The organism is Desulfosporosinus youngiae DSM 17734 (assembly GCF_000244895.1).
Lineage (GTDB): Bacteria > Bacillota > Desulfitobacteriia > Desulfitobacteriales > Desulfitobacteriaceae > Desulfosporosinus > Desulfosporosinus youngiae.
The window spans coordinates 934,225-950,843 of the sequence record NZ_CM001441.1 but is presented as its reverse complement, the minus strand read 5'-3'; the positions used below and the strand labels follow the sequence as shown (position 1 = coordinate 950,843).

Below are 16,619 nucleotides of genomic sequence, written 5' to 3'. Positions count from 1 at the left end.
TAGGGAGCAAGACACTAGTTATCCTTTAGGTTTCTAAGGACGATACACAGCAGTTCCTCTGGTCGAAACGGTTTAGCTACAAAATCAACCGCACCTCGTCTTAAGGCTTCCATAACAATATTCTCGTTGGCAACTGCACTACATACAACCACTTTGGCTAAAGGGTCAAAACTCAAGATTTCCTCAAGAGCAGCTAATCCGTCAAGTTCCGGCATAGTGATATCCATGAGGGTCAGGTCCGGATTATTAGATTTAAATTGCTCTACAGCCTGCTGACCGTTTTCAGCCTCGATAATGTCCGTTAAACCCTGTCGAGCAAGAATCTGACTAATCATTAGACGCATGAAACTGGCATCATCGGCAATAAGAATTTTGCTCATTCTCAGTGCTATCATCCTCTCGTCCCGGGACTATAGTCCTATTGATTCAATATAATTCGCTTTGATACAGTCATTTTCCTGCTCAACCTTATAGAACTTTTTAACGGAGATTTCACGTTTTAGCTGATACTGTAATCTTATCTAAACGAACATTCGTCGTCCGAACGACAATATCTTGAATCAGACTCACTTCATGAGGGGTTAAATTTGCTGCATACACGATCACGGTCACATGTTCTGAACAAACATCTGCTACGGCATCTTGAAATCCTTTAATCTTAAGTAAATTTTCAATTTCTTCCTCTTGTTGAATTTCCGAACTAAGTTCCAGCCATTTTTCTTGGGCTTGAGTTTTACTTTTTTCGACAGTTGAATCCAACAGCTTGGCAAGCATCGCTTTCGCCTCTTGGCGTACCTGTTCTCGTTTTAGGCGATAATTAACAAAATAGTTTCCGCCTGAATCATTCGGCTTGACGGTTTCTGCTTGAAACTGAATTGAAGGGTCTACTACCGGAGCATTGACAGGAAAACTGGCTTGTCCCGAAAGATAGGTCTGTGGTTCGAAGGTCATCAAGCCAACTCCTAATGTTCCCAGTAAGGCCGCCACCCCTAAAAGGCAAACTAATCCCAGCCGCGATTTGTGACCAACAATTAAAAGCACAGGCCTGCTCAAACGCTTAAACATCATACTCCACCCATTGGCACAACCGTAATTCTGGCACTTTCAATGTTTAAAAGGGTTTGCACCGCCGTATGAATTCCTTCTCTTACTTTTGGGTCCCGTGCACCCTCAGCTATCACTAATACCCCCCCAATTTCCGGACGATCTTCCATCGCAATAACCGGTTGGGAAGCACCATTAGGCATGACTACTTGGTGATTTTCCGTAATTTCCGTAGTTTCACGAGTACCCCCGGTTTTGTCAGTCTCTTTATTCGTTCGTTTTGTGACATTATTATTACGCACATACTCACTTTTAAGCCCTGTCAAAAAATTTACCGAGACTTGAACCTTGCCTACCCCTTCCATCATTAAAATATTAGTTTGGAGTTTGCTCTCTAATTCTTTTTCTAAAACCCCGATTTTAGTCGTCGGACTTGCAACCGTTGTTACTGCAGATTGCGTTTGTTCACTTTGAGGAGGGGCTATTGGCCCCTTGCCGAGATAAATAAAAGCCATCCCCACCGCTGCAAGAGATACTAACCCTACTAACATTTTATCAGACGAAATTTTTTTCATCCACTCCATATTGAGTATACCCCCTTTCATTACTTTACATGACCGCTAACCTTCCTGAACAAAAATTTTCTCTTTAGCCAAATTCATAAATACGGCAACCCGCTCCCTAACCTCTTCGGCTTTTGGAGATTGAGCTGTCATTGGGGTTTGTGATTCCCCGATAATAATGGGCTGTACCGGTTGAATCGTTTCTTGGGCAGACGTTAATAACACATTCACCTCAGCAATTAAAGGCTGATCGATTATCCCCCCTGCTCCCTCTTCAAATTTAACGTCAACCTCCGCATCCCCGACGCCTGAAATACCTAATACCAGCGCTTTAATTTGATTTATCAGAATCTGACGATATTGTTCCTGAACTGCATCTCCTCCAATTTTAGCCCCTTGCCCTTCAACAGCTATGGCAGGCAAATCCTGTTGGGTTGTCGCTGTCCAAGCCGGAATATCCATCGACAAAGGAGTTTTTAGAAGCGCAGTAATTGGAGTGAGGACCGCCGAAATCACAAATAATCCCATCACCATCTGGACGAATCCGCGCATTGATTTATTGGGCAGCAGCATTTCCAGAAAGGTGGCTATCAATAAAATGATCGCTAAATTGCGTACGAGCGTTTGCAGCGTCTGCACGGCACTCTCCTCCTTAGTGCAACATCACCGAAAAAGTTCCCGTTCCTACAGCCACTGCTACAGCCATAAAAAACATGACTGCTACAGAAGCAACTGTAACTAAAATGAAAATTAAACTTTTGGACATGTCCTGAAGACTATCCGCAAGCGGCTTTTCACCAAGGGGCTCAATAAGAGCAGCCGAAATACGGAAAACCAGGATCATGGCTAAAATTTTGATCAAAGGTCCCAAGCAAATAATAATGATGGCCAATAAGGCAACGATACCCACCGCATTTTTCAGAAGCAGACCCGATGTAATCACTAGTTCAACAGCATCTTTAAAAAATTTGCCAACAACCGGGACAAGATCGGCAGAATACTTGGCTGTACGAAAAACAACGCTATCTGCAACCCCTCCGGTGACCCCCTGAACCGTCATGACTCCGATAAACACCGTCATAATCCCGCCTAAGGCAACCTTACCTGCGAATTCAAACAGTCCGGCAAGTTTACTGAGCTTAAATTGCTCAGAGATATTGTTAAAAAGCTTAAGCACGGCTGCCAGAAAAAAAAGCGGTAAAATCACCGTTTTGATAATCGTTGCTAAGACTGTCAAGCTGCCCATAATCAGAGGTTTAAAAAGTGCGGCACTGGTCAGATTCCCCATGGTAACTAATAAGGTCAGAATAACCGGAAACATGGTTTGCATCAGACCGACCATTTGATCAATGGCTCCGGTAGCGATGTCTAAAGACTCTTTGAAGGAGGTTATCGCCAGACTTAAAAGAACCAGATAAGTCATGACCTGAGCAGTCTTTCCGACGCTTCCGCCAAAAGCTACTTGAAGTTGTCCCAATACGGCACCAAGTACAGCTAAGATGAGCAGTTTCCCAATCAAGGGCGCTGTCCCTAAGACCTGATGACCCAAGACCGACAGCAACGTCTTCCCTAAATTTTCCGGTTTCAGGCTCAACTCTCCGCTCTTAAGCTCTTCAAACGTACGAATTAACGAAAAGCCCGGCATCGCTTTCTGAACATCGCTGTCCAGCTGTTCAAGAAAACCCCGCATTTGGCTTAAATCGACTTCCTGCAAAAGGTCTGCCTTAACCGGGGATTGAGGGGCTGCCTCATCAGCATAGACCGGAGAAGTTGTCCCACTGAAGAAGAAAACTAATAATACCAAACTGACGATGAATCGCGGCAAATACATCACCTCACGGAACGAGTCGTACCAATGACTCTGTAATGGCTACAATAATAGGAATCGCTAAAATAATAACTCCGACCTTCGCGGCAAGTTCAATCTTAGTACCTAAGGCACTTTCTCCTGCATCACGGCAAATTTGGGCTCCGAACTCTGCAAGATAGGCCACACCCACAATTTTTAAGATGATCAGCAAATAGTAGGAACTAATATTGGCTTGGTCTGCAAGAGTCTGTAATAAATCCACAACAACTCTGATTTTACTGATAATAAGAATAAAGATTGACGCTCCTGCTAATATGGAAAGCTGCAAAGCAATTTCCGGCCGGATCTGCTTAAGAACGACACTAAGAATTGTCACAATCAGGGCTAGTCCCACAATCTGCCATATCTCCACATTTCAGCCCCCTAATAAAGGTTAAAAACACTCTTAACCAGAGTAAATAATTCTGCGATGGACTGTACTACGATATAGAGGACCACTATAACGCCCATAATTGTAACACCCTGAGCCATTTCGCTGCGCCCGGATTGATTCAATACAGAGGCTAATACCCCAACCAAAATACCAATTCCTGCGACTGTAATGATTAAGTTAAAGCTCATTACCCCGACTCCTCTCCATGGTTTAAATCAAAATGAGCACTCCTGCAATTCCGCCGAGAAAACCTAAATACGACCACATTTTCGCTTGTTTGCCCGACCAGATCTCTGCCTGTTCCTTTATCAGACTAAGTTGCCGTTGCACAAATTCAATTTGTTTGTGCTGCTCTGTCCGGTCAGACCGTCCTAAACCTTTGCCAACATCACCAATCACCAGCCAGTCTTCTGGCTTTAAGCAAAAATGAGCATTCTGAGCCATCACTGTTTCTTTCCAAGCGGTACTTGCTGACTCACCCCGCTGCAATCGTTCCTGCAGTTCTGCAAAAAACCCTTGCCAGGGTGTATCCGTTCGTTCTTTCAGTATGTTGAACGCTTCCGGCAAAGGGGTTGCTCCCCAAACGATTTCAGTGTCTAAGAGGGCCAAGGCCATCGTACATTCCCGTAATTCTATGGGGCGGCGGCGAATTCGGTGAGCGATCCACAGCCCCAGGAACCCACACCCGGCAATGAGCGCAATACATCCAATCACCACCATCAAAGGATCCTCCCTGTTCTGAGATCATAAACTCCTTCTATCGTGCCCGGTCCATGCTGCCTGCTTAAAACAACCAAACGCTCAAACACACCTTGATCCAACAGATTACTTATCACAGGTCTGCTCCTCGCCTCCTCTATCGTGCCGGCATGAGCCGTACTAAGAATCTGCACCCCTGTACGCAAGGCGTCCGCAATAGCGATAACATCTTCCCTATGCCCAAGCTCATCCACAGCCAGCACTTGAGGGGACATGGACCGAACCATTATGCTCATTCCCCTGGCTTTTGGACACCCGTCTAAAATATCCGTCCGATATCCCAGATCATAAGTCGGGACCCCTTGCCACATCCCGGCAAGTTCTCCGCGTTCATCCACAACTCCAACAGTCTGCCCTCTTAAGCCTAACTGGGGAACCCCGTTGCTGATCGAACGAATAAGATCCCTTAAGAGAGTTGTTTTACCGGCACGGGGAGGGGAAATCAAAAGCGTATGAAAAATCCCACCCTCTTCATCTAATAGCAGCGGCAAAATTTTCAGACCCAATCCCGGAACATCCCTGGCGATACGAAGATTTAAGGATGAAATGTGCTTGATTGTCTGAATCTGACCCTGTTGGAGGACTGCCTCACCGGTTATACCTACTCGATTTCCTCCGGGAAGGGTTATAAAACCCTGCTTTAAATCCTCTTCAACTGCATAGACCGAGCTATAGGTCATCCTTTCCAGAGCACAGACCAGATCTTCGGATTTTATAAAGTAAGCTTTTTGAGGACTTGTTACGCCACCATTCTGGTTTATAAAAAGATCCTGGTTTGACGTCCGAACTAAGAGCGGCTGTCCCACTCTTAAGCGCAGCTCTTCAATCTCATGAAAGGCCACACCCTTAAGACCGACTAAAATTGAACGGATATCATCCCCAAACCACCTGACTATGTCCGCCCATAAAGCTGCACACTTATTAAGCCCAGGAAGGTTCTCTTCCCTTTGCTTTGGTATGGTCTGCGGCGCTTTCGGGCTCACTTTGGGTGTCTGAACGACAGATAGAGTGTAATGCAGCGACACATCAATGCCCCCCTTGATAGAAGGTATGTCCTACTTATTAATTTTAGACATGAATCCCTCACAAAAAGCGAGGAAGTTAGCCCCAAATTAATAAAGCCGGCACATGGCACTCATGTACTCGGCTTTACTGGCTTGGAGACGGCTATAGATTTTTACGATTTGTAAAACTAGTTTGAAGTCCGAACAAATAACCTTTCGGCCTCTTCTGAAGGGACTGCCTTACAAAAGAGGTATCCCTGCATCTCATCACAGAGCTTATCTTCAAGAAAGGTCCTTTGGGTATTCGTTTCCACCCCTTCGGCGATCACTTTTAAGCGTAAGTTTTTAGCTAGCTGAATGATAGCCGTGACAACTTCTTCCCCATTTTCTCCCTTGCTGATGTCCTGAATAAAGCTCTGATCGATCTTCAAAGTATCAATCGGCATGCGGCTCAAATAATTAAGGGAAGAAAAGCCTGTACCGAAATCATCTATCGAAATCCGCACCCCTAGCTTTTTAAAGGAATTCAACATCTCGAGTGTAGGTTCACCTTTTTCCATCGCGATACTTTCCGTAATCTCCAGCTCCAGCCATCGCGGATCCAAGTTAGTCTCCTCCAAAATTTGCTTAACCAGCTTAATAAAACTTGGTTCTTGAAATTGCCGGGCAGAGATGTTAACCGACATACGCAAAGGCGCAAATCCTTGATTCTGCCATTTCTTATTTTGTGCACAAGCTGTACGTAAAACCCACTCTCCAATTGGCAGTATTAACCCGGTTTCCTCCGCTATATTGATAAATGTTGCCGGGGAAACCAGACCTAATTCCACTGAGTTCCACCGTATGAGAGCTTCCAGTCCAACAATTTTTCCGCTCTTTAAATCAACTTGAGGCTGATAGTACAGGATAAATTCTTTGCGTATTAATGCCTTACGAAGACTGTTTTCGGTCAAAAGTCTCTGATTGGCTTTAATATTAAGCCCCTCCGTAAAAAACTGGCAGTTATTCCGCCCCTTCTCTTTAGCATAGTACATGGCCGTATCCGCCTGCTTCACCAAGGACTCCGGATCGCCGCCATCGTTTGGATAGAGACTGATCCCTATACTCGTGCTTATGTAAACTTCTTTGTCCTCGATGATAATGGGTTGTTCAAAAACTCCTAAAATCCGGTCCGACACCAACGCTGCTTCTAATTCATCGTTTATTTCCGGAAGTAAAACTAAGAATTCATCTCCTCCCTGCCGGGCAACTGTATCTCCTCCGCGCACGGTTTGGCGAATTCGACCTGCCACATTTTTGAGAAGCTGATCACCAAGATTGTGCCCCATAGTATCATTAATTAATTTAAAACGGTCCAAATCCAAGAACATGACCGCCAGCTTGTTTTGTTTACGCTTAGCCTGAGCTAATGCCTGCTTTAGATGTTCATAAAAAAGCAATCGGTTAGGAAGCCCGGTTAAAGCATCATGCTGAGCTTGGTGTGTCAGCTCTTTCATATGATTTCGCTTATAGCTGACATCACGAAATACTAAAACCGCACCAATAATTGTATTATCTCTGTCACGTATAGGGGCAGCCGAATCCTCAATTGCCAGAGCAATTCCGTCCTTATTGATCAGGGCGGGATTGCTTGCTATACAGATAACTCTTCCTTCCCGAAGACTGCGGACAACCGGACTTTCAAGGGCTTTCCCTGTTTCTTCATTTACGATATTAAAGACTTTTTCTAAAGAAAGACCTATCCCCTCTGCCTTGGACCAACCTGTTAAGGCTTCAGCAACGGGGTTCATATACTCGATGACCGACTGAACATCCGTAGCGATCACAGCATCTGCGATGGACTCAAGAGTGACTTGGGCACGTTCTTTCTCCAGCCAAACTTCTGCTTCCGCTTTCACACGTTCATCTTCTGCTATTTTACGTTGAGAAATATCCCGAATAAGACTTATAATAATCGGTTTACCATTTGAGGTTGCTCCTTTAGAACTAATGTCAATTGGAAATACACTTCCATCTTTGCAAACATGCCTAAGCTCAAACTGCATCCCTTGCGGTGCGTTATGGAGGAAGTGAGGTACGGTTACTTGGTCTTCAGGCAAGCGCAGCTTACTGACAGGCATATTCGTCAATTCCTGGCGAGTATAACCATAACGCTTCACAGCCGCCTCATTGGCATCGATGATTTGTCCGTCGGGACTAATAAATAGGATGATATCTAAAACCTCATCTGCCAAAAGCCGATAGCGCTCTAAGTTAACTCGATCTCTAATCAGGGCTTTCTCAGATTCCTGAAGGGAGTTATATCCGAATTGAATCAGGAAATAAAGCAATATCGCCGTAAGTAAGACAAAGAGCCCCCCTTTAAACGTAGACAATCCGAGGAGCGTCTGTGAATCCAAATCAATTAAGACTAATAAATGGTCTGAAAAAAGAATCCATAGCAAACCTACTACCCCATACAGAATGGTAATCCGTAAAGGAGTGACCTTGCTTAAGTTCCGTTTTCCATTATGCGGCATAAACAAGCACTCCTTTCCCGCTTGCTTGATTATTCTTCAATATCATTCAATATTCCTGCAAATATACTTAGATTCTGCAAATATCCTAAATTAGTTAAGAGCGCTTCGGTTTTTATCAATCCCCAGCGCTCTAACCTTAAGTTTCTGAATTATTCAATGAGTCAGTAACACAGGCAGGATCATAGGCCGTCTGCGAGTTTTATCCCATAAGTATTTGCCGAGGCTATCCCGAATATTGGCTTTAATAACTCCCCATTCCATTTGATCTTTCTGAATTTGTCTTTCCAGAGTATTTAATACCTCTGCCTTAGCTCCGTCCACTAACGTTTCTGCTTCTTTCATAAATGTGAACCCTCTTGAAATTATATCCGGACCGGATAAGATCCTGTAAGGTTTAGCCTTAGAAATTGCGGCTACAACCACTACTACTCCATCTTGCGCCAATTGCTGGCGATCTCTCAAGACAATCTGCCCTACATCTCCTATACCTAACCCGTCGATATAAACACTTCCAGCTTCTACAGGTTCTCCGAATTCCATTCGATCTGTAGAGAGTTCAACCCGTGAACCCAGCTGAGTTATTGCGATGTCTTGATCCGTATAGCCTAATGAGTTTCCGATTCGTTTAAAACCAACTTGATGGCGGATTTCACCATGATGAGGTATGAGGAAACGTGGCTGAGTGAGGCGAATCACGAGTTTGATCTCTTCTTGATTGGCGTGTCCGGATACATGAACCTGTCCCATATCTTTGGTGACAACTTCAGCTCCGATTTGATATAGATGGTTTATTGTCTTGCCAACCAGTTTCTCATTTCCAGGTATTGGGGTTGCCGCCATGATGACCATGTCTCCCGGTAAAACATTGATCTGCCGGTGAGTTCTGGTAGCCATCCTTGTCAAGGCTGCCAGCGGTTCTCCTTGACTTCCGGTCGTAAGCACCAGCAACTTCTCAGAAGGCAGATTAGCCACCTCTGAACTAGGGACTAAGATACTTTCATCTCTTAATTTTAAATATCCGAGCTCAGTCGCCGTTCGAACCACATTTTCCATACTTCTTCCTACAACGCAAACCTTACGGCCAATATCCGCGGCTGCGTCAATCGCTTGTTGGATCCGGTGAATATTAGAGGCAAAGGAAGCCATTATGATTTTCCCTTCAGCCCGTTCGAACCACTCTCGCAGCGTTTTCCCGACAACCATTTCCGACACAGTAACCCCCGGCCTCTCTGCGTTTGTAGAATCGCAAAGCAGGGCAAGTACACCCTCCTGCCCCCAAGCTGCCAGCTTGCCAAGTTCCATATCCTGACCATCGATTGGAGTATAATCGACTTTGAAGTCTCCGGTATAAATCACCCGGCCTACCGGCGAATGTAAAGAATACCCAACAGCATCGGGAATGCTATGAGTAACCCGAAATGCTTCTACTTCAAAGGCCCCCGCCTGAATTGGCTTACCCGGTTCCAGAATATGCATCAGCGATTCAGGGTAGGCCGCTCGTTCCTGAAACTTTGCCTGTACTAATCCCAGGGCCAATTTAGTTCCATAGATTGGGATGTTCAATTTTGGCAAAATAAAGGGAAGTCCGCCAATATGATCTTCATGTCCATGGGTGATAAAGAGGCCTTTAATGCGCTCGCGATTTTTCTCCAAATAAGAACTATCGGGAATCACTAAATCAATACCCAGCAATTCATCATCCGGGAATTTTACGCCTCCGTCAATAACAACTATGGAATCCTCGTATTCAAAGACAAGCAGGTTTTTCCCAATTTCTCCAGTCCCTCCGAGCGGAATAACACTAAGCTTTGACGTCTTATCAGGCAACATAAAAACACCTCCTATGGCAGCACTATTACTTTGCCCCATAGAAGGTGTTTTCATGTTTATAAGTATATACTTTTAAAGCACTCTGGTTTTAGTTCAGTGAGTCCCAGTCTAAAGCTCAGGCTTCTTAGAGATTTCTGCCTTCCGGCAACCTAAGCCCGTTGAACATAGTTTCCTGTTCTGGTATCAATAATAAGAAGGTCTCCCTCATTGACAAAGAAGGGAACTTGCACTACAGCACCGGTCTCCAGAGTCGCTGGTTTTGTACCGCCGGTAGCTGTATCTCCTTTGACCCCTGGTTCAGTAGCTGCAACCGTGAGCTGGACAGAATTGGGCAGGTCAACTCCAATAACCTGTGTACCAAAGAAAAGTACCCCTAAGGTCATGTTTTCTTTCAGCCACTTAACACCGTCTCCGATTTGTGCATCTGTCAAGGAGGTTTGCTCATAGGTTTCCTTATCCATGACAACAAAGTGTTCTCCATCTTTATAGAGATAGTCCATCTCACGGCGTTCTACATGCGCTTTTTCAACTTTTTCTCCGGCATTAAACTTCCGCTCTACGACTCCGCCCGTCTTGACATTTTTCAGTTTAGTACGCACAAATGCCGCACCCTTACCTGGCTTAACATGTTGGAATTCAACCACTGAAAACACATCACCATCTATCTCGATGGTTAACCCAGTCTTAAAATCATTTGTTGAAATCATGTCAATACTTCCCCCTAAAAATTTTATTCCAAAACAATAAAGTCTTTCGGTGCTTTTGTTAAGACTTCACAGCCGTTTTCAGTTACCAAGACAATATCTTCAATCCGAACACCGCCCCAATCCGGGATATAGATACCCGGTTCGACGGTAACAACCATGCCTGGTTTCAGAATACGCTCTTCCCGTTTATTAAGATTAGGGCCTTCATGAATAGCCAGACCGACCGAATGTCCCAATCCATGTCCAAAATAGTCTCCGTAGCCTGCTTGTTCGATAACCCCACGGGCTACAGCATCGACCTCTTTTCCGGATTTTCCGGGTGCAACAGCCTGGATTCCTGCCAATTGTGCTGCCAAGACAGTTTCATAAATATGACGGTGCTTGTCCTCAGGATCTCCGATAAACACTGTTCGCGTTATATCTGAACAGTAGCCCTGATAAATCGCTCCAAAGTCCATTGTCAGAAACTCACCTGATTGAACCCGCTTAGAGCTGGCGGTCCCGTGAGGCATACACGAACGAACACCCGAAGCTACGATAAACTCAAATGAACCTCCGCTTGCACCAGCCCGCCGCATCGAAAATTCTAAGTTCAAGCTGATTTCTTCCTCAGTCTGTCCGCTTTCGATGGTCTTCAATACTTCATTAAATGCATTATCGGCAATTTTAACAGCTTGCCGAATCAATTCAACTTCGGAATCATCCTTCACTGAGCGTAAATGACTGACAAGATCCGGAAGCGACAAAAGTTCCCCTTGCGCAAAGGCATCCTTAAGTTTTCCAAAGTCCAGATATGTGACAAAGTCCCCTTCAAATCCAACTCTTTGGGCCTGTTGCCCAACTTCTGCCAATTTTGAAAAATGAGTCTGTTGTCCGGCATCAATGATTTCAAAATCAGGGGCCTGAGCCTTAGCTTGTTCTATGTAGCGAAAGTCGGTCAATAATAAGGCTTTATCGAATGTGATGTACAGTGTGGCTTCTCCGCCGGAAAACCCGCTTAAATATCGTCCATTCTCCGGGCGCATCACAACATAAGCGTCTATATTATCCTTAAGCATCTGCTGACGCATTTGTTGCAGGCGACTCATTGATGTTCCCCCTTTTCGTAGTCGTGGTTCTTGGTTCATAGTTCGTGATTTGTAGTTTCCAAAATTCATGCATCAGCCGTTCGGACTTGGTAAGCGATGGCATAACGCAAGGCTAATTCATACCCTTCAGCACCCAGGCCCGAGATTTGTCCGATACAGACCGGGGCAATAACCGAATTGGCTCTGAACGCTTCCCGTGCATGGATATTGGATAGATGTACTTCAAGCGCAGGAACTTTCACTGCACTAATAGCATCCCGAAGGGCATAACTTGTATGCGTCCAGGCCCCGGGATTGAGAATCAAAAAATCAGCAGGCGTTAAGGCTTGAATCCAATCTAAGAGATCTCCCTCATGATTCGTTTGCCGGCATTCGACGTTAATTCCCGCCTCATTAGCTATCCTCAATATCTCCTGATTGATCTCCGCCAATGTGCGTGATCCATAATGCTCAGGTTCACGAAGTCCCAGCAAATTTAAATTAGGACCGTTGAATACCCATATCTTACCCAATTTATCACTTCCTCAACTCGCCTTTAAAATTTTAACACAATTTCCTACTGTAGCATAGTATTTTCGTCAAAGAGGCGGCATGAATCAAAGTAAACGAGTGCGAAAAAATCTTCACCCATAACAAAAATGTCGGGCAACGTTTCACACTCGTCTTGTCACTCTTGTCACTCCTGTGTTGTCTGCACCGCGGGTTTCCCCTGTTCCGCTTTGTCCCCATCTCCGCTCATTAAGCGAGGGGAGAGCACAACATTCAAGTTACTTAGCATGATTTGTACTTCTGTTGGTCCACATGGTCCGGCGGGCTGGATTTTACGTATTTCAGTTCTTGGGAGTATTAAATGGATTTCATGAGGAGTTTTTGGTTCACCGATGCGTCGCAGACGAACATGAACTCCTTCGACTTCCATTTCGACTTCGTCTAAATATTCTCCGGCAAACTGATGTCCCTGGTCTTCACTAATATCTGCATATTGCTCAATCCCTTTAGTCCCTTTAAATTCAGGGAGAACAATTTTTTGCCCAATTTGAAGTCTAAGGGGATCAACATTCGGGTTGATCTGTAAAAAATCCTCACAGGTCCCGCCCCAGCGTTGAGCTAAAGCATGAAAATTGTCCCCGGGTTGAATGCAATATTCCCTTTTCACGTCACATTCCTCCTCTCCTTAGATTATGGAAGATAAGGAATGTCTTGTTACATAAAATTCATTAACTTATATATCTTACCAAATTATTATTCTCCTGTACAGAAGTAGATCTGGAGCAGAGCTTCTCCACCTGGTTCCGCTAATACTACTTCCTGAGCATGAATGCCGACGCCTTGCATTTCCTCAAGTTCTTTGAGAGATGTGACGATTCCTTGCCATTGCCCAAGTAAACGCAAACGAACTAAAGCGTAATCAATACTCGCACCTTTTCCGGCCTCCCGCCTTTCACCAAACCGTTCGACATTTACCGAAACCACGTTCACGCCTTGGTTTACAAAGGCATTACGGCATTGCTCAATCATATCAGGCAATTGATCCATTGTAGGAATAATAGGGCTAGTATAGCTTACTCCCCTCCTCAATACTTCTTCCCAATGTATCTTATCCTCCTGTAAGGAACTCAGTCGTAAATAGGCGGGCTGACAAAGCATCAGAAACACCATGATATTGCAGGCGAGAACTCCAATAATGACACCCCTTAGACTACGCGGGGAGAGACGTCGCCAAAGAAATGGCACAGAAGATTCAGTGATTGTTTTATCCTTGATCTCACTTAAGAAAAAAGCCATGGTAACCGCTCCTTCACACTGAAATTTTTCCCGTGAAGCAGAGGGGTGTTAAGGAAGCGAAAGCAATGTTTCCTCCCTTCTGCTGCGACCATATTTTGCACTCAAAGCAAACTCAACATTGTCTGGCTCCGTCACTTTATAACTAGTCAAAGCCAGCTCTTCCCAGCCTAAGAACCGTAAATCCCGGATCGTTGTTTGAACACTCTTTGAGCCAATAGCACTTCCACGCACAGACAGGATATCTTGTTTAAAGACCACCTGCTCAATATTAAGTCCTGTTTCCGCCAAGCCATAAACTTCGGCCAATCTCTCTCCAATTTCTTCTGAGTGAACACTCACCTTATTCCAGGCCGTTGCGAGCGCTTCCTGACTGTTATTCTGCTCATCAACCTTTAGTCCTTGACTTGAAAGCTGATTTACCTCCTGCTGCAAAGGCATCGCCATGTGAGAGAGAGAAACCCCTATTAAAATTTGTATTATTAAAAGAAATACGACCAAAAACGCTAACCTAAGGTAAGTTCGCTGAACTTTCTGTTCAGAAGTCGGCTGACGCCAAAGGTTAAGCCCAGGACGCCGCGTCAAAATTCTAAGGGCATAGCCAACTGCCACTTCACCACATCCTGGGCTGTCTTCAATCACCTTCTGCCACGGATCGGGAATATCCCTTAGCCCGGCTTGTTTAACTGTCAGGCTTTGAACAGAATCTGCCAGCCTCCGGGCCAGTTTTTCTGCTGCATAGTTCCCGGTCCAAACCAAACTTTTCAAATTAAGATCTTGGTACTGTGTTCTATAGTACAAGAGAATGCGGTTTATTTCGTTTTCCCATACTTCGACCTGTGCACTTAAACTTATCTCCCTCTCATCCTCTGCGGACCCGAGATTCAACGTTAGCTGACCAAGTTCATTTTTCGCAGGCCAGGGGGATAAAGTACGTATATTTTCAGGAACTATCCCCCGAAATAATACCAATTGTAAACTCCCAGACTCCCCCTGAAGGTAAAGCGCATCTTCCTTTGCCTCAAATCCTAAGGCTTGACCTAATATTGAAAAACCAAAGTCCACTTCAGTAATTGTAAAGCCTGCTTGTCCGAAGATAAAAACATAATGTTCAAGGAGACTTCGCCTTGCTGCGCCGAGCAGAACTTTGAGGTTTTTGTGCTTTTCTTCAGAAATGACCAGATAATCATATAGCAAGTCCGATCTTGCAATCGAAATTTCTTCATCGACCAATAAAGACAGTGCCGATGTTCTGTCGCGTTTAGGAAGCCAGGGCAGGGTATAGGCTTGAATAAATCCTTGCTGCAGTGAAATAGCCAAGTATACCTTCTGATACTTACCTGAGTTCCTTGACCTATAGGTCAATAAAATGTCAATTAAGGAGTTCTTGTCACGCACAGTTCCCTGTTCAATGATTCCAGTCGGTATTGGAATGCGGTCATATTTGACTTTTGCAGAACTATGACCCGGTTTCCAGAACGAAGAGACCGAAAAATCAAAAACTCGAATTTCTCCATTCGTCAATTCAAAGACCACGGAATTTTTTTGCATGAAAACCCCCCCTTTATCGAGGTTCGAGGTTCGAAGTACGGGGTTTGATTATTGCAGTATCAATCAGAGCTAGCACTCGGATAGATCGAACATCATCTTACCCAAGTCCAATACCAGTCAAAAATTTGGGTTCCCCATAATAATGTTAGAATTGCCCCTAAGGCCAGATAGGGTCCAAAAGGAATCTGTTGACGAAAGCGCTTTTGACCAGTCATAAGGAGGACGGTCCCAACGAAGGCTCCTGCTAAACTTCCCACAAAAATCGCCAGGAAAATTGACGGAAACCCTAAGAAAGCGCCCATCGCCGCAGCCAATTTAACATCGCCCAGACCCATTCCTTGGGGATAAACAAGGGCAATAATCAGGAATATTCCTCCTGCGCCCAAAGCACTGAGCAAGCTCTCCCAGCCAGCCGGATTTCCCGGTATGAAAAAAGACCCTAATAAGCCTAACCCCAAAAGGGGAAGGGTGAGCACATCCGGTAAACGGAAGGTGTCCAAATCAATAAAAGCTAAGGCGATCAAAACCGCTACAAAGACAAGGTTTAGAACTAAACGAGCCAAATGAATACCCATATATAAACTAAAGGATGCTGTAAGAAAGAAGAGGATACCGGTTAAAAGTTCAACGGCCGGATAACGCCAGGAAATAGAAGCCTGACAGTTACGGCATTGCCCTTTTTGAATGATAAAGCTGAGCACCGGAATTAATTCCCAGGCCCGTAAAGCATGCCCGCAAGCAGTACAATGAGAACCGGGGGATACAATGGATTCTCCCCGCGGGACACGATATATGACTACGTTCAGAAAACTTCCAATTACGAGCCCTAAAAACCCTATTGTTATACTCATCAAGTACAACAACTCATACCTCTTTTCTTGATTTATGTATATTGAACATCAACTATTGGGTATTTATCTAAACATTTAGTTATTTTTTGTGATTCCTTAATACATTAATTAGCCGAGGTCCAAAGAATCTGTGTTAAAGTGGAATCATAGACTCGAACTTCGGCACCCAACCCATTGGCCGACAAATAGACCATAATTAAGTTTGTGGGTGATGCAGTTGTATTATCTGGAATAACAAGTAGCGTTTCATCTGCACCATCTTGCACCAGAGCTTTGACACCAAAACCTTCTTTACCCTCTGCGACCTGTTGAGTAACTGTTTTGTCTAGTTTACTTATGTATTTGGGAATAAGTTTCGTACTTGTTACAGTTCCTTCATCTGCAGTAAATTCTGTGCTTTTCGGATACACCCCATTTTCAACCTGATAACGATCTAAGGCCGCTTTAACCTGGTGCGCTGTGGCTATATCTGCTTTTTGCCGTGCATTTGCAGTACTTGAGACCAATTTTGGGATCGCAATATAGGCCAGCGCAGCAATAATAATAATGACAGCCAGCACTTCAATCAAGGTAAACCCATTGTCCCGCTTAAGATGATTCATCTCAATACCTCCTTAATACCCTGGAGTCTTTTAGGATCTTGAGTAAACTAAACTTATCTGCGGTCACATGTTTATA

At 44.6% G+C, this 16,619-nt stretch carries 19 protein-coding genes; all 19 read right to left on the bottom strand.

Annotated features, from left to right (window positions below):
* Positions 1 to 14: 14 nt before the first annotated feature.
* A complete protein-coding gene (locus DESYODRAFT_RS04515; protein WP_042338217.1) occupies positions 15 to 380 on the bottom strand; it encodes a response regulator in 366 nt (121 codons plus the stop codon).
* Positions 381 to 492: 112 nt separating this feature from the next.
* A complete protein-coding gene (locus DESYODRAFT_RS04510; protein WP_242833532.1) occupies positions 493 to 1,068 on the bottom strand; it encodes a SpoIIIAH-like family protein in 576 nt (191 codons plus the stop codon).
* Positions 1,065 to 1,628: a hypothetical protein gene (locus DESYODRAFT_RS04505; RefSeq protein ID WP_007779995.1), complete on the bottom strand. Its 564-nt coding sequence runs from the start codon at positions 1,626 to 1,628 to the stop codon at positions 1,065 to 1,067. Before DESYODRAFT_RS04505 ends, DESYODRAFT_RS04510 begins: the two co-directional genes overlap by 4 nt.
* A gap of 36 nt (positions 1,629 to 1,664) precedes the next feature.
* Positions 1,665 to 2,246, bottom strand: coding sequence for a stage III sporulation protein AF (locus DESYODRAFT_RS04500; protein WP_007779992.1), 582 nt, complete (start codon positions 2,244 to 2,246; stop codon positions 1,665 to 1,667).
* A 13-nt stretch (positions 2,247 to 2,259) separates the two neighbouring features.
* Positions 2,260 to 3,432, bottom strand: coding sequence for a stage III sporulation protein AE (gene spoIIIAE, locus DESYODRAFT_RS04495; protein WP_007779988.1), 1,173 nt, complete (start codon positions 3,430 to 3,432; stop codon positions 2,260 to 2,262).
* A 10-nt stretch (positions 3,433 to 3,442) separates the two neighbouring features.
* Positions 3,443 to 3,829 carry a stage III sporulation protein AD gene (spoIIIAD, locus tag DESYODRAFT_RS04490; protein ID WP_007779981.1) on the bottom strand — a complete coding sequence of 129 codons (387 nt, stop codon included), beginning with the start codon at positions 3,827 to 3,829 and terminating at the stop codon, positions 3,443 to 3,445.
* Positions 3,830 to 3,840: 11 nt separating this feature from the next.
* The gene (gene spoIIIAC, locus DESYODRAFT_RS04485; protein ID WP_007779978.1) at positions 3,841 to 4,038 is read right to left on the bottom strand and encodes a stage III sporulation protein AC; all 198 of its coding nucleotides are present in this window, start codon (positions 4,036 to 4,038) and stop codon (positions 3,841 to 3,843) included.
* Positions 4,039 to 4,060: 22 nt separating this feature from the next.
* Positions 4,061 to 4,570, bottom strand: coding sequence for a stage III sporulation protein AB (locus DESYODRAFT_RS04480; protein WP_007779961.1), 510 nt, complete (start codon positions 4,568 to 4,570; stop codon positions 4,061 to 4,063).
* Positions 4,570 to 5,634 (bottom strand): stage III sporulation protein AA, encoded by a 1,065-nt coding sequence (spoIIIAA, locus tag DESYODRAFT_RS04475; protein WP_007779959.1) that lies wholly within the window; start codon positions 5,632 to 5,634, stop codon positions 4,570 to 4,572. Before spoIIIAA ends, DESYODRAFT_RS04480 begins: the two co-directional genes overlap by 1 nt.
* 167 nt (positions 5,635 to 5,801) lie before the next feature.
* Positions 5,802 to 8,132, bottom strand: coding sequence for a sensor domain-containing protein (locus DESYODRAFT_RS04470; RefSeq protein WP_007779956.1), 2,331 nt, complete (start codon positions 8,130 to 8,132; stop codon positions 5,802 to 5,804).
* Between the two features lie 153 nt (positions 8,133 to 8,285).
* Positions 8,286 to 9,962 (bottom strand): ribonuclease J, encoded by a 1,677-nt coding sequence (locus tag DESYODRAFT_RS04465; protein WP_007779954.1) that lies wholly within the window; start codon positions 9,960 to 9,962, stop codon positions 8,286 to 8,288.
* A gap of 149 nt (positions 9,963 to 10,111) precedes the next feature.
* A complete protein-coding gene (gene efp / locus DESYODRAFT_RS04460) occupies positions 10,112 to 10,669 on the bottom strand; it encodes an elongation factor P (RefSeq protein WP_007779952.1) in 558 nt (185 codons plus the stop codon).
* Between the two features lie 23 nt (positions 10,670 to 10,692).
* Complete coding sequence (locus DESYODRAFT_RS04455) at positions 10,693 to 11,757, bottom strand: M24 family metallopeptidase (RefSeq protein WP_007779949.1); 1,065 nt, start codon at positions 11,755 to 11,757, stop codon at positions 10,693 to 10,695.
* 65 nt (positions 11,758 to 11,822) lie between these two features.
* Positions 11,823 to 12,269 carry a type II 3-dehydroquinate dehydratase gene (gene aroQ / locus DESYODRAFT_RS04450; protein ID WP_007779946.1) on the bottom strand — a complete coding sequence of 149 codons (447 nt, stop codon included), beginning with the start codon at positions 12,267 to 12,269 and terminating at the stop codon, positions 11,823 to 11,825.
* Between the two features lie 164 nt (positions 12,270 to 12,433).
* A complete protein-coding gene (locus tag DESYODRAFT_RS04445) occupies positions 12,434 to 12,913 on the bottom strand; it encodes a LysM peptidoglycan-binding domain-containing protein (protein WP_007779944.1) in 480 nt (159 codons plus the stop codon).
* An 86-nt stretch (positions 12,914 to 12,999) separates the two neighbouring features.
* On the bottom strand, positions 13,000 to 13,542 hold the full coding sequence (locus tag DESYODRAFT_RS04440; protein ID WP_007779942.1) for a hypothetical protein: 543 nt from the start codon (positions 13,540 to 13,542) through the stop codon (positions 13,000 to 13,002).
* A 48-nt stretch (positions 13,543 to 13,590) separates the two neighbouring features.
* Positions 13,591 to 15,090 carry a type IV pilus biogenesis protein PilM gene (gene pilM / locus DESYODRAFT_RS04435; protein ID WP_007779940.1) on the bottom strand — a complete coding sequence of 500 codons (1,500 nt, stop codon included), beginning with the start codon at positions 15,088 to 15,090 and terminating at the stop codon, positions 13,591 to 13,593.
* Between the two features lie 92 nt (positions 15,091 to 15,182).
* Positions 15,183 to 15,950 carry a prepilin peptidase gene (locus DESYODRAFT_RS04430; RefSeq protein ID WP_007779935.1) on the bottom strand — a complete coding sequence of 256 codons (768 nt, stop codon included), beginning with the start codon at positions 15,948 to 15,950 and terminating at the stop codon, positions 15,183 to 15,185.
* A 95-nt stretch (positions 15,951 to 16,045) separates the two neighbouring features.
* On the bottom strand, positions 16,046 to 16,543 hold the full coding sequence (locus DESYODRAFT_RS04425) for a type II secretion system protein (RefSeq protein ID WP_007779932.1): 498 nt from the start codon (positions 16,541 to 16,543) through the stop codon (positions 16,046 to 16,048).
* Positions 16,544 to 16,619 lie beyond the last annotated feature (76 nt).